Below are 13,882 nucleotides of genomic sequence, written 5' to 3' on the forward strand. Positions count from 1 at the left end.
ATGAAATATACATTCAACAATATAAGCAAGTTTATTGCTGCCGGTTTACTCATTGGAGGAACCTTAAGCAGCTGTACCAAAAATTTTGACGATTACAACAAAAATAATTTAGGCCTGACAGATGGTGATCTTGCTGCTGACGGAAAAGATTTGGAAATCTTCTTTAAGACGGCACAAATGGCCATTTATAATTTTTCTGGTGGTGGCGACCCCAATTCTTTCCAGGTACAACAAAACCTCAACGCCGACGTTTATTCAGGCTATTTTATGTCACCCAATCCCTTCGGAAACCGAAGCAACCTTAATTATGCGTTAACAAACGGCTGGAATGGTGAAACATTTAAAGTTCTCTATCTTAACGTGATCAAGGCTGTGGACAGATTACAAAAAAATGGATTGGACAAAACCTATCCTGCACTTGGTGCCGCCGCAAAAGTCATCAAAGTGGAAGCTGCCAGCCGGGTTACCGATGTGTACGGCCCCATTCCTTATACCAAAGTCGGAACATCTGATGAAATTATTCCTTATGATAAACAATCGGATATTTATGCCGCTTTCTTCGCCGAGCTAGATCAGGCTGTGGAAACTTTGAAAGCTTTCGACGCCCAAAGTCCAATGACAGATAAAATAGAAGCAATAGATTTAGTTTATCCAAATATGGATAACCAGACACGCTTTAAGAACTGGCTTAAACTTGCAAATTCACTTCGTTTGCGTCTTGCTATGCGTATTGTCAAAATAGACCCACAATTAGCAAAAACGCAGGGAGAAAAAGCATTAAATGCGACAAATGGAGGGCTACTGGAAAATAATACCGAAAACTTTAAAGTTACTGTACCTACCGATGGCACATTTAGCAACCCCCTTTGGTTTATTTCTAAAAATTGGGCGGATACCCGCATCAACGCTACGCTTTCAGCTTACATGGAGGGACTAAAAGATCCAAGAATCTCAAAGTATATGTCTCCTGTTGAAAAGGATCCTGCGCTGGCAAATGTTCAAGGTAAATATATAGGCATACGCATCGGAGGTGATGGCATTGACAAAACACGCTATCAAAAGCTTTCGGCGTTAAATACGGAAGGTAATACTCCTTCATTTACCGCAAGCACAGCGCCGATGTTGATGACGGCTGCCGAAGTTTACTTCTTGCGTGCTGAAGCAGCCTTAAGAGGCTGGGCAAATGCAGGTGGTACAGCACAATCTCTTTATGAAAAAGGAATTGAAACTTCATTTGGGCAATGGGGAGTTACATCAGGCCTAAGCACGTATTTAAATGACAACACAAGCAAAGCAGCAGCCTATGTAGACCCGTACAATGCAAAAAACAATGCCGATTCGCCGAGTGCATTAACGATCAAATGGAACGATGCTGCGACCAATGAAGAAAAATTGGAGCGCATCATTACACAAAAATGGTTAGCTATCTTCCCGGAAGGACAGGAAGCATGGAGTGAATTCCGCCGTACAGGATATCCTCGCCTGTTCCCTGTCGTTGTAAACAATAGTGCAGACCTGATCGACACGAAAATACAGATTCGTCGACTACCATTCTCGCAAAATGAATACAATACAAATGCGGCCGAAGTACAGAAAGCAATTGCCCTATTAGGTGGCCCAGACAATGGTGGGACACGCCTGTGGTGGGATGTTGCCAAAGGAAATTTCTAAACGGAATTTTTTCCTATACTAAGGCGGTTTAACCTTTTGGTTAAGCCGCCTTTTTTATGATTGCTCCATTGATCCACCTCCAAAGCCAATATGGCTTAGCATGTTCCAATATACATGGCATTCCAAAAAATCACGTTAATGAGAATTTTTATCTATCCCTGTAGCGCTCCTTCCAGATTGCCCGTTCATTCAAAAAACCAAATATGCGATTATGAAAAATCTGTCCGTCCTGGGTATTACCTCCCTGCTCGCCTGTACGATGCTATTTGTCGTATGCAAATCCGAATCTCATCTGGACAATCCCTATAAAGAAAAAACCGAAAAAGAACTGGAGGTACTCTCAAATGAAAAATACAGTAAGATTATTGCGCTGGCCAATCCAAAAGAATGTACCGATACCGAGGATTGGAAAATCATAGATATTCAGACTGTATGTGGCACCAGTCATATCCCCTACCACCGTTCTGTTGATAAGACAACTTTACAGAACATGATCAATGATTATAATAAGCTGATGGAAATATACCAGCCCATGATGGCGCCAAGAATCAATTGCATTCCCTATCGAAAACCACTTGATGTCATCTGTCAGGAAGGAAAGGCCATGATCAAGTACGAATAAACCAATTCAAAACAGAAAACTTTACAAACCTAAATTAACCAAATATGAAAAAAATAATATTTAGCCTTCCGATTATTGGATTGATACTGTTCCTTGCCTGCTCTAAAGACAGTTCTAAATCGTATGAATATTGGTCTGAGCAAGTCAATAAAAAAACACAGGAAATCAGCACGTTGCTCGAATCTGTCTCGTGTACAAATATCAATGAATTTGAAATTATAGAACACTCCAGCTATTATCTAGTCCATTCTTCCCTGAAAAACCAATTCGAAAAACTGCTACAAGAACTGGATCGTCTGGAGAGCCAACAACAGAAAGCGGCTCAACGCGAGGGTATTTACGCTGCTACATTAGACCCTCTTCCCCCCAACCCGCCCTTGGAAAAACTCTGTGATAACGGAAAAGCCGTAATGCGTTTTGCGCATAATCTTTCCATCGAGGAAATCAACGCCGAACTACCTAAAAGATATAAAGAGCTACAAGAATTCTATAAAGACGTAACCTGTACAAATCCAAACGATTGGACCAGCCATTTTTTACGTACAGGCTGTTGCATGGAAGGTATAGCTGTCCACAAAACCATCCGGTCAAAAGAGATGGTAGAAAAAATAGGTATATACAACCGCTTAATGGAAAACAAACTCCGGCTCGACAAAACAACGTGTCAGGGGGACTGCCCAAATATGGCGAAACCAGTACAATGCAAGGATGGAAAACCTATTGTAGAAGTATATAAATCGTAAAAATTAAATTTTTCGTATTTTAGCCATTCGAGAAGAATGGCTGAATTAAGTTTAATTACCCCAATAGAATACCTCAAAGGTGTAGGTCCCCAAAAGGCAGATGTACTCAAAAAAGAGTTACAGGTATTTACCATTGGAGATCTGTTGACCCAATATCCCTTTCGTTACATCGACCGTACAGAATTCCACAAGATACGGAAGCTGCACCCCGATATGATGGCAGCACAGGTTTTGGGGCGGCTGGTTTCCCTACAGCTCGTGGGTGAGAAAAGGACCAAACGCCTCGTCGGCTCATTCAAGGACGAAACAGGTTCCATGGAGCTCGTCTGGTTCCAGTCCATTCCTTGGCTCCAAAAGTCTTTGAAAGTAGGTGCGGCCTATATTATCTATGGCAAGCCCAGTGAATTCAACGGCCAGCTGTCCATTACCCATCCCGAAATGGACCTCTACAATCCGCAGGTCAAGCAAGCGGGCAATATGAGCCTACAGCCGGTCTATTCATCTACGGAGAAACTCAAAAAATTCAATCTGGACACCAAGGGCATCCAACGTCTGCAACAGACCGCATTGGAAGCCGTGTTTCGGAGTATCGCTGAGACGATCCCCCAGGAAATAATCGCAAAACATCAACTGGTTTCTCACCAGCAGGCTTTGGCCTCCATTCATTTCCCGAGCAACCAAAAGGAATTGAATCAGGCGATCAAGCGGATCAAATTTGAAGAACTATTTTTCATCCAGCTCAAACTGCTCAACAATAAGCAGCTGAACACACAGAAATTCAGGGGGCAACGCTTCAACAAAGTAGGCGAAAAGTTTAATACTTTTTTTAACGAACGTCTTCCGTTTCCATTGACCGGGGCGCAGAAACGCGTTATTAAAGAAATCCGTATCGATACCAATACTGGGGCGCAGATGAACCGTTTGGTGCAAGGTGATGTAGGCTCTGGCAAAACCGTGGTTGCCCTGATGAGCATGCTGCTCGCCGTGGACAACGGTTTTCAGGCCTGTATGATGGCACCCACAGAAATTTTGGCCACACAGCACTACCAGGGGCTCAAACAGCTCGTCGGCGATGATCTCGTCAGCATCAAGCTGCTCACAGGATCGACCAGCACCAAAGAACGCCGACTGATCCATCAGGCCCTCGAAGAAGGTACACTCGACATCCTGATCGGCACCCATGCACTGATTGAAGATAAGGTAAAATTTAAGAATCTTGGCTTCGTCGTGATCGATGAACAACACCGCTTTGGTGTAGAGCAGCGCGCCAAGCTCTGGCGCAAGAATGTCATCCCACCCCATATGCTAGTGATGACAGCTACGCCTATTCCCCGGACCTTGGCGATGACCATGTATGGTGACCTCGACATTTCAGTGATCGACGAACTTCCGGCCGGACGTAAGCCTATTAAAACCGTCCATTTCTTTGAGAGCTCCCGCCTACGGATGTTTGGCTTTATGCGTGAAGAAATCGCCAAAGGCAGACAGGTCTATCTCGTCTATCCACTGATCAAAGAAAGTGAAAAACTCGATCTGATCTATTTGGAGGCCGGCCTGGAGAATTTGCAGCGCGAATTCCCACTTCCTCAGTATAAGATCAGTATTGTACACGGCAAAATGCCTGTGAAAGATAAAGATTTTGAGATGCAGCGCTTTGTAAAACACGAGACGCAGATCATGGTGGCAACAACGGTAATTGAAGTTGGGGTCAATGTCCCAAATGCCTCGGTTATGGTCATTGAAAACTCCGAACGGTTTGGTCTCTCCCAGCTACATCAATTGCGGGGACGTGTGGGCCGTGGCGCCGAACAGTCTTTCTGTATCCTCATGTCAGGAAATAAGCTCAGCAAAGAAGGCCGCCTCCGGCTGGACACCATGGTGCGGACCAATGACGGTTTTGAGATTGCCGAAGTTGACCTACAGCTACGTGGCCCAGGTGATATCTCCGGCACACAGCAGTCCGGCGTGCTCGACCTTAAGATGGCCAATCTGGCGACAGACCAGGCCTTATTGACCGAATGCAGAAACACCGTCATTGCCATATTCAAAGAAGACCCTATGCTGCAAAGCGAAAAAAACTACTTGCTCCGGAGCTTTTTGGCCCGGAAATCAGATGGCATTGCCTGGGACAAAATCTCCTGATCATCGGCCAGCCGGCCATTGACAAGCTTAAACCCCATCCATCACTTGTTTTATTCAGGAGTCCATTCAATGCTGTTTGAAAACGCTTCAACAAACTAGGATAACTCAGTTCGAAGATATGCCCTTACCAGTGAAACCTGTTTATCAAAATCAAGAAAAAGATCGCCGCCGCCAGCTAATAGACTATCTATCATCAATTCGCTTGTATATAAAATCAAAATTATTTATTTTTGCATCATTATGAACATGATATAGAAAATATCCCCTTCTTTTACTAGGCAAAAGATGGCGACCGACCGCTTACTTATTTTGAGTTGCCCTGGTAAGCAAATCACAAGAGACTTATTGGTTAATGAAGAATTATGTCCTATTTAGGTGCCCATCTTATTTGGTGTACAAACGCATAAATTCTTAAATTTACCTTTTCAAAACAATAATTAAAAGTGAACGTATAACAAGATATAGGCAATAGATCGCAGTGTGCGGCTTAGTGACCTACCTACTTCACTTAATATACTTAATAGGACAAAATGGCCAGAATTAAAATACACGATACAGCAATAAAACCCGAAACAGCCGTCTTGGTCAGTGTGATCACGCAGGGCGTGACTGAGGCAAAAGCAAAGGAATATCTGGAAGAACTTGAATTTCTCGTACAGACAGCCGGTGGCGAGACCAAAGGCATGTTTACACAGAAATTAGCTTTTCCGGATAGAGCGACATTTGTCGGCAGTGGAAAACTTGAAGAGATCAAAGCCTATGTCGAAGCTGAAGAGATTGACATTGTTGTCTTTGATGATGAGTTGTCCCCTTCCCAATTGCGCAACATCGAGAAAGAACTCAAACGCAAGATCTTGGACCGTTCCAATCTGATCCTGGATATCTTTGCCCGACATGCAAAAACTGCACAGGCAAAAACTCAGGTCGAACTTGCACAGCTGCAATACCTATTACCCCGATTGACCCGCCTGTGGACCCACTTGGAGCGTCAACGTGGGGGGATCGGTATGCGTGGTCCCGGTGAATCGCAGATCGAAACCGATAGACGGATTATCCTGGACAAAATTTCGCTGTTCAAGGAAAGACTGCGCGCGATCGACAAGCAGAATGAAACCCAGCGCAAAAACCGTGGCGAGATGATCCGCGTAGCGCTGGTGGGTTATACAAACGTCGGTAAATCAACGATCATGAACATGATCTCCAAATCTGACGTATTGATCGAGAACAAACTTTTTGCAACGCTTGACACTACGGTACGTAAGGTCGTTATCGACAACCTTCCGTTCCTGCTGTCCGATACGGTAGGTTTTATCCGCAAATTACCGCATCACCTGGTGGAATGTTTCAAATCTACATTGGATGAAGTCAGAGAAGCAGATGTGCTGATCCACGTGGTGGATATCTCACACCCTAACTTTGAAGACCACATACAGGCGGTGAATGAGACATTGAAAGATCTGAAAGCTTTAGATAAGCCCGTTATTACAGTGTTCAACAAAATTGACCTGTACAAACCGGCTGTTGAAGAGGGACACGATGGTGAAGAGGTAGAGATTACATTGGACGATTTCCGCAATTCATGGATGGCGAAAAACTCCGATCCGGCGATCTTCCTGTCTGCGACAAACAAGACAAATATCGAAGAGTTCAAACAGACCCTTTACGATATCATCGTGAAGATGCACAATGAACGTTACCCATACAACAATCTGTTGTATTAATTTGACTAACATGATGGCGGATCGTTTCTGACGATCCGTCTTCTTAAAAAAATAAGCAATGAATAAAGTGGTGCAGTTCCAAGACTGGGGACTTGTGGATTATCAGGAAGCCTGGGACAGACAAGAGTCCATCTTCAAAGGAGTATTAGATATCAAACACGACAATCGGGTCAATGCGACGACGACAGACACGCCAAACTACCTGATTTTCACAGCCCACCCCCATGTCTATACCTTAGGAAAAAGCGGGCACGAAGAATACCTGCTCCTGGATGAGAAAGGTCTGGAAGAAAAAGAAGCAAAGTTCTATAAGATCAACCGCGGGGGTGATATCACCTACCATGGACCGGGTCAGATTGTCGGCTATCCGATTCTGGACCTCGACAACTTCTTTACCGATATTCACCTTTATTTAAGGACCTTGGAAGAAGCGATCATCCTGACCTGCGCCGATTATGGTGTTCCGGCGGGCAGATACCCCGGATTTACGGGTGTCTGGATCGAACCGGACAAACCCACGGCCCGCAAGATCTGTGCGATGGGCGTGCGCGCCTCACGCTGGGTCACCATGCATGGCTTTGCATTTAACGTCAATACAGATCTGGACTATTTTAACAATATTATCCCCTGTGGTATCGACGACAAGGACGTGACCTCATTGAAGCGGGAACTTGGCCAAGAAGTGGATATGGACGACGTGAAGGAAAAACTTCGCGGACACATTGCCAGACTTTTTGAAATGTCAATTATATAGATCAGAAACAACAATAAACGCGCAAGGACCTGTATTGAGCAGGTCCTTGCGCGTTTATGCTATCCTTAAAAATAGGAAATCCTTTAGTAATCCATTTATTTCTTTAGTCCCCTATGCTGCGATTAACAATAGTACATACAATCGTAGCTATACAGTTTACCATCTTTGAAGGTGATGATCAGTTGCCCTGCATCGCCATTCTGAAGACGATATACATGCGGCTCCTCGATCATATTTGCGGAGACCATATCACCAAAATGATTGATAAAATCCCTTTCAGTGTAATTGGCATCCATGCGTTCATTGCCTATCACCAAGATTTCACCATCCGTAAAATATAGCTTATAAACCGTTCCAACAACTTTCTTTTTGTAATTCTCTTCAAATGCCACGATCATATTCGGGGTTTTATAATAGTAGCGCGGTTCCCAGCCACATTCAGGCATATCCGGTATCTCGGCAACACGTTGCATCTTTAATTGATTCATCTGGGCATCTTTGATTTCTCCGTCAATAAGAGATATCCCTTTCCAGATAAAATGTAAGTTCAACGCCTTCATCTTTTTTTCATACGTGTCAAAATCCGGCTTTTTATCCAGCTTGCTGGCCAGCAGCAATTCAAAATCAATATCGACTTTCGGATTATTCACCCCATAGGCTGCATAAGATTCCTTCCAATAGGAAAAGGCCTGTTTTAAGTTTTTCTCTTCCCGCCAGGCCAGTTCCCGCAATCTTCCCACCTGAACCAGTTCTTTTTCTTGATCCTTACCTTTTACCGTCAAATAATCTTTCAGTACTTTATCGTAAGTCAGAGCGGAACCTAAAAATTTCAATTGCACATATTCAGGGTTCTCATGAAAATGATCGCCGATATACACCCAGCCGTCGGTATATAAAGGGACATAATCAATGCACAGCAACTCATTAAGCGGTGCGCGGCGCACAGCGGTGCTTGTCGTTGTCGGCGCCTTACGGACACGGAGTTCGGACACCTGTACGTAATAATGCGGGCATTGATGACCTTCAACACCGCGATAAAAATACTGTGCAGGTTCGTCCGCAGATTTTTCCCCGTCCATAAATGTCTTTAGCGGCTGCCGGTCGATAAAGCCGATATCGCCATTGCTGACCTGCACCTTATACTGCCTATTGGTCGAGTCGAGCAGATAAACGGGGGCTTCGGTGGCGAATATCCCCAAAGGATCATTGTTCTCCCCAGCCTCCCGATAGAGATAACCCCACTTGGAAGCATACACCGGCCGTTCGCCCGCTGGCTGCGCCATGCTTCGGTTCACAAAACAACTGTATAGGATACAGCACAGGAGTACTACTTTTCTAAACATATAGCTTTATTTCTTTAAATAGCAATACAGATATCCATCAAAGTCGGCTAAACCTATTGAAAACCATCGCTGCGAGCAGCGTAGCTCAACCTTTTAGACGAATAATAGCATCTTCCGATACTTAGCAAAAATAGGCAAAAAGAAGGCCAAGGAAATCGCTATAATCAGCTATTTCGCGAACGTAGAATCTATCCGTCCCGATTTCTATAACGAAGTGGTTTTACTAACGAAAAATAGCTTTCCTATCTTTGCATCGAAGCATAAGTTACACAATCCCAATTTTAACAAGTAAACATGATGACAACAGCAGCATTTTCATTTGAGCACGCTGTTAATTCTTCGGAAAGAAAAGATAATTGTTGTTTTAAAGGCTCTTGGGGTAAAGAATATCTCTGTTGGAGAAAAAGAATGCTCATCGGAGCTAACGCAGTATCTCTCCAGGTTCTTACTTGCGATTCAGCAGTTCCACCTGTCCCTCCAAGGCGGAAATGGTCTTTTCCTGCGCTTTGATCGTCTGCTCCAGTGCGGCGACCAATTGTTTGGAAACTGACGAATCTTCGGAACTTGTCGCTGCAATCTGTGGACCTGGGTTAACGGATTCCACAGTACGCATCATTTTACCTTCCCCCATCAATAGCCAGGCAGGACTAATATCCGGATGGCGGGTCAATATCGCAATCATTGCATCCGAACTGAGGGCCGTATTTTTCTGACCGCCCTTAAAATTTGCATAGGAAAGCTCCACATCTTTAAAAAATTCAGTTTTACTGATGCCCTTTTTTTCAGCGATCAGCAATACACGTTCTTTTACGTTCACAATTATTCTATTTTTAAGACGCTATTATTTTAAACCAAACCGCAAACCAAATTTCCAATTTGTGAAGGAGTTTATCTCCGCAAAAGACGAGATTCACAGATGTGTATTGATCCCAAACGATTGTACGAGTTATTTCCATGAAAAAAATAGCCCATTAGCTTCCCGTCTCCGATAAGAAAACTCAAATTTCCTGTTAGAATCTATTTATTCCGCAGCGATTCAATCTCATGTTCCAAAGATGACAATAATCTCTCCAAAGACATAATTGTCTTCTCCTGAGATTTAATAGTGATATTTTGAGAAGCGATCAATTGTTTTAACGTATTAATCTCCCCATTCGTGATTGTCTCCAATTCAGGTGTTAGATACGTTTCTTCATCTTCCTTCACTAAAACGGGCTTAAGCATCTCCCCCTCCCCTCTCAATAACCATTCTGATGAATATTTGGGATATTTTTCAGCAAGATTGACTAACCACTTAGCTTGAACATCAGTATTATTCGCCAGTGCGCGTGTAAAAACACCCTTACTAGCCCCGATTGATGCTTCTAAAGCGGACACACTTATCCCCTCTTTTTCTGAAACAATCTTAATTCTCTTCAAAATAGAACTCATTTCCGAAAATTTTAATATTATAAATTTGTTTTGATGAAATATAGTTCTTAAATTAGCTTAACAGATGATAATTATAAACACAATATTTAACCAAAAACATTTCCTAGCATGAAAAATACGCAAAAGAAACTAAAAGCGAAACATTTTCGCTATTTAAGCAAGGATGTAGTCAAAAATCCAATGATCTATATCAGGGATTTCTATCGCTATGAAACAAATGTTATTTATTGGATGAATCATATTCAGCTTTTTGTCAACGCTGCAACTGTCCCCGAAATGGCAGATCGCAACTTCGCTGAAAACGGGTATCATTGCAAACAGATGATCAAACAGATTGAAGCAGCTTATGTAATTTTTCACCAATGTCAACTTCCAATACAAGAAGCCCCATTAGATTTCTTTGCCACAAAAGAAGACTACCACAACTACCTTTTTAAACTGGAATTTACCACCAACGGACATGTAGCTCCTGCGGACACCATAAGTAAGTTTTTCTCCTATCAATCTCTGCAAAAATGGTATGAAACCATGGATGATATCATGCATTATCTAACGGTGCCCGATTCAGGGAGCTACGAATATTTTGGTGATCAAATTATTGCCATACGAGAATTGCTGATTCGCCTCGCATTCGCCCTACACTATATCTATGAAGATGAGGGAATATCCCTGAATGTCCCTTCCTATGTAAAAGCTATAACTGATGAACCTCATCAGTCTACCGAAAAGAAAACTATATTACGGCAAATCATTGAAGAAAGTATTGATAAAAAATATGCTCAAAAAGAAGCACAGGAAAATAGCAATGAAATAGATGAAAACCAAAGTTTGGAGACATCAGAAGTTCCTGCAAGCGAAAACAGCGACTTAAACGATAAAATCTGATCCTATCACTTCCGCTTGAGCCACCGAAAACCGAGTGAAACGAGCTCATGAATACAAGTGAAAATAAATACTTATGAATAATACCTCAATCAATAAATAGTTGATAAACAAATAACCTAAGAAGATGAAAAAGAAAAGTAGAAAAATAACATGGAGAGAATGCAGACACCTCCGTAAAAGTCAATTCGATAACCACTTGTTGACGCTCAAAAAATTTTCAGAGGATAAAAGAAACTGTAGTAAAAATTTCTTGCATTTTATCAACATGTGTTTATGCAAAGAGATCCGCTGTAAGGATTTTAACTCGACGCATACTTATCTAGAACTCGGTAAAGCTATCGATCTTGCTTGGCTGATATTTAACAAATCCGGATTAAGAAGAAAGAATATAAAAGATATTCTTCCAAACCATAGCGACGAGATTGATTGCTCCTGTAATTATCTCGAAGGGGTATATCCTCCTGATTTTTTGACGAAAATGTTTAGTTATCAAAGTCACAAAGACTGGCATACTGCTATAGACGAACTCCTCTTTTCCTACTTAGACCCAAGTTTTAGTTGCACTTTTTTAAGTTATTCAGAAGATCTCATACCCCTTCAAGAGATACTCTCCGATCTCCCAATTGCTTTGAGAACCATACATCTAAATGAAGGAAAAATAGACTAATAACCACAACACCAAACCAATCGATTATGAACACCGAACTCACTCCAATCATCGAAGCTATCCTTCGCGCTATTGCCGTTGATGAAATCTACCAATGGACTTATACCAACGATGGCAAGAAATATCAAATACTTCAGATTAATCGCTTGTCAAATACAGCAATTCGATGCATAGATCCTCTCGGCACGATTAACAAGATCATCAAGAATCACCCAGACCTATACGTCAAAATACACTTCACCCATGAGATTCAAAAGAAACTCGACCAAGGATTGGGCCGTACCTATCTTATTTATCAATCAGAAAATCGCATTTATCAAAATCCTGCTCAAGAAATACCTCTTGTATTACCCCAATATGCTCCAGCTGAGGTTATCGAAAGAACCAGATCATATATCGATCAAGAGAAAAGTAAAATCAGATCGTTTATAGATGGACACTTTTTCTATCTGGATAGTAACAACCATGCACATGCAGCCTTTATGCTCCATCAGGCCATCGAACTCTCTCTAAGAACCGCAGAAAAACTTCTCTTAAACGATGAAAGGAAATCACATTCACTTAGAGGTACCATAGCCCATCTCAAAACTTTTGATTCTAAATTGGCCAAATTGATAGACAGCGAAGAGGAAAAAAAAGCACTTGAAAAGATTGATGATGCCTATGTTGGTTATCGTTACAATCAAGATTATACGATCGACAAAAGTCTATTAGAAACAGCTTACCAAATTGCCATAAACGCTTTAAACTGGATCTACGATTACTCCAATCTTTTATTCGAAGAAATCAGAGAAAAACTTAGCAAGAAAGAAATTCAGCACAAGGAGACTGAAAAATCCAAAAATAACATTGTTATTTACAACACAAATAAATGTAACAGTAACTACCGCGATCTAATATTAAATACGTTGGAGTTATATTGCACCCCTTCCTTAGTTGCCTGCTTCGGTTATTATTCGGATCAACATAAGTACAATAGCCTGCTCCAAAATAATAAAGAAGATCAGATAACGCATGCTTACTACCTCTTTATTGCGTATGATAGCCTAAATACTGACCTCGCCAACCTGCAACAACAGACAATGGATCTCTTGCCGAAAAATGTGTCGCTGACCTTGGTCACCGAAGAAACAGCACACTTTATCAAAAAACTGTCCAAAGGCCATCCTTTCTTTCTATCCCTCGTAAAAGTCGGTGATATCTGGTTTCGAAATGCGATAATTGAAAATATCAAACCTGACAGCATCGCTGTTCCTCAACTTGACTTGGAGTATGCACGCAAGCAATGGGACAGTCGCTACAAGAACGCCCGTTGCTTATATCTATCTTATGAAGAAGGCTGGCCTAGTGGTGTCGAAGCAGTATATTTCACCCTCTCACAGGCTTTAGAACAAATCTGCCTCGGTGTTATCAGTACAATCCTTCAATACAAACCTCAATCTGTAGGTCTTCCTTTTTTAATGAATCTCTGCCGGTTAATTGTTCCCGAAGCGCACGCGACCTTCTGTCTGAACAACAGCGACCACGTTAAACTCTTTAAAGAAATTATCAAAGCCCAACAGGAATTTAGGTATAACGCCAATTATAAAGGAGACCCATTCGCCATTATAAGATTACAGGAACTTACAAAGCTGTTTATCGAAAGATGTAACCAAGAGATGGAAGATTACTTTGGAAAGATCTCAAGCGCTATTCAGGTGGAGAAAATAGAATAAAAGTTTAAGCGTATAGACCATCTAGATTTTTTTTTATGTCCTTCCAATCTCTTGCTGAAGATGTTCCATCTAAAAATTCCTTTGGGATTCTTCAAAAGACACAATTTGTTTGGCAGAAAACAGTAATCTACTAAAAATATATGTCAAATTATTTGCAGATAATCGGAAATTTTCCGATTATTATATAA

Annotated in this window: 11 protein-coding genes; 8 read left to right on the forward strand and 3 right to left on the reverse strand. The window is 41.9% G+C overall.

The features are described from left to right. From D7322_RS02190 to lipB, 6 genes are all read left to right on the forward strand, one after another. The gene (locus tag D7322_RS02190; protein WP_121121267.1) at positions 1–1,671 is read left to right on the forward strand and encodes a SusD/RagB family nutrient-binding outer membrane lipoprotein; all 1,671 of its coding nucleotides are present in this window, start codon (positions 1–3) and stop codon (positions 1,669–1,671) included. 211 nt (positions 1,672–1,882) lie between these two features. Further along, complete coding sequence (locus tag D7322_RS02195) at positions 1,883–2,293, forward strand: hypothetical protein (RefSeq protein ID WP_121120868.1); 411 nt, start codon at positions 1,883–1,885, stop codon at positions 2,291–2,293. Between the two features lie 44 nt (positions 2,294–2,337). Further along, positions 2,338–3,036, forward strand: coding sequence for a hypothetical protein (locus D7322_RS02200; protein ID WP_121120869.1), 699 nt, complete (start codon positions 2,338–2,340; stop codon positions 3,034–3,036). 36 nt (positions 3,037–3,072) lie between these two features. Then, a complete protein-coding gene (gene recG, locus D7322_RS02205; protein ID WP_121120871.1) occupies positions 3,073–5,178 on the forward strand; it encodes an ATP-dependent DNA helicase RecG in 2,106 nt (701 codons plus the stop codon). Between the two features lie 530 nt (positions 5,179–5,708). Further along, the gene (gene hflX, locus D7322_RS02210; RefSeq protein WP_121120873.1) at positions 5,709–6,899 is read left to right on the forward strand and encodes a GTPase HflX; all 1,191 of its coding nucleotides are present in this window, start codon (positions 5,709–5,711) and stop codon (positions 6,897–6,899) included. 58 nt (positions 6,900–6,957) lie between these two features. Further along, positions 6,958–7,653: a lipoyl(octanoyl) transferase LipB gene (lipB, locus tag D7322_RS02215; RefSeq protein WP_121120874.1), complete on the forward strand. Its 696-nt coding sequence runs from the start codon at positions 6,958–6,960 to the stop codon at positions 7,651–7,653. Positions 7,654–7,775: 122 nt separating this feature from the next. Here lipB and D7322_RS02220 read toward each other — a convergent pair whose 3' ends face one another. The 3 genes from D7322_RS02220 to D7322_RS02230 all read right to left on the reverse strand — a co-directional run bounded on the left by D7322_RS02220 (position 7,776) and on the right by D7322_RS02230 (position 10,427). Continuing rightward, complete coding sequence (locus D7322_RS02220; protein ID WP_147430280.1) at positions 7,776–8,996, reverse strand: SH3 domain-containing protein; 1,221 nt, start codon at positions 8,994–8,996, stop codon at positions 7,776–7,778. A gap of 445 nt (positions 8,997–9,441) precedes the next feature. Beyond that, positions 9,442–9,813, reverse strand: coding sequence for a hypothetical protein (locus tag D7322_RS02225; RefSeq protein WP_121120878.1), 372 nt, complete (start codon positions 9,811–9,813; stop codon positions 9,442–9,444). 200 nt (positions 9,814–10,013) lie between these two features. Next, complete coding sequence (locus D7322_RS02230; RefSeq protein WP_121120880.1) at positions 10,014–10,427, reverse strand: hypothetical protein; 414 nt, start codon at positions 10,425–10,427, stop codon at positions 10,014–10,016. Positions 10,428–10,535: 108 nt separating this feature from the next. Between D7322_RS02230 and D7322_RS02235 the strand changes: the two genes are divergently transcribed. Next, on the forward strand, positions 10,536–11,312 hold the full coding sequence (locus D7322_RS02235) for a hypothetical protein (protein WP_121120882.1): 777 nt from the start codon (positions 10,536–10,538) through the stop codon (positions 11,310–11,312). 693 nt (positions 11,313–12,005) lie between these two features. After that, on the forward strand, positions 12,006–13,694 hold the full coding sequence (locus tag D7322_RS02245; RefSeq protein WP_121120886.1) for a HEPN domain-containing protein: 1,689 nt from the start codon (positions 12,006–12,008) through the stop codon (positions 13,692–13,694). Positions 13,695–13,882 lie beyond the last annotated feature (188 nt).

This window comes from Sphingobacterium puteale (assembly GCF_003627955.1).
GTDB lineage: Bacteria > Bacteroidota > Bacteroidia > Sphingobacteriales > Sphingobacteriaceae > Sphingobacterium > Sphingobacterium puteale.

What these genes read in the sequence shown, in the direction of transcription:
- D7322_RS02190 (WP_121121267.1), top strand. Translation starts at nt 1, where the DNA reads ATGAAATATACATTCAACAATATAAGCAAGTTTATTGCTGCCGGTTTA.
- D7322_RS02195 (WP_121120868.1), top strand. Translation starts at nt 1,883, where the DNA reads ATGAAAAATCTGTCCGTCCTGGGTATTACCTCCCTGCTCGCCTGTACG.
- D7322_RS02200 (WP_121120869.1), top strand. Translation starts at nt 2,338, where the DNA reads ATGAAAAAAATAATATTTAGCCTTCCGATTATTGGATTGATACTGTTC.
- recG (WP_121120871.1), top strand. Translation starts at nt 3,073, where the DNA reads ATGGCTGAATTAAGTTTAATTACCCCAATAGAATACCTCAAAGGTGTA.
- hflX (WP_121120873.1), top strand. Translation starts at nt 5,709, where the DNA reads ATGGCCAGAATTAAAATACACGATACAGCAATAAAACCCGAAACAGCC.
- lipB (WP_121120874.1), top strand. Translation starts at nt 6,958, where the DNA reads ATGAATAAAGTGGTGCAGTTCCAAGACTGGGGACTTGTGGATTATCAG.
- D7322_RS02220 (WP_147430280.1), bottom strand. Translation starts at nt 8,996, where the DNA reads ATGTTTAGAAAAGTAGTACTCCTGTGCTGTATCCTATACAGTTGTTTT.
- D7322_RS02230 (WP_121120880.1), bottom strand. Translation starts at nt 10,427, where the DNA reads ATGAGTTCTATTTTGAAGAGAATTAAGATTGTTTCAGAAAAAGAGGGG.
- D7322_RS02235 (WP_121120882.1), top strand. Translation starts at nt 10,536, where the DNA reads ATGAAAAATACGCAAAAGAAACTAAAAGCGAAACATTTTCGCTATTTA.
- D7322_RS02245 (WP_121120886.1), top strand. Translation starts at nt 12,006, where the DNA reads ATGAACACCGAACTCACTCCAATCATCGAAGCTATCCTTCGCGCTATT.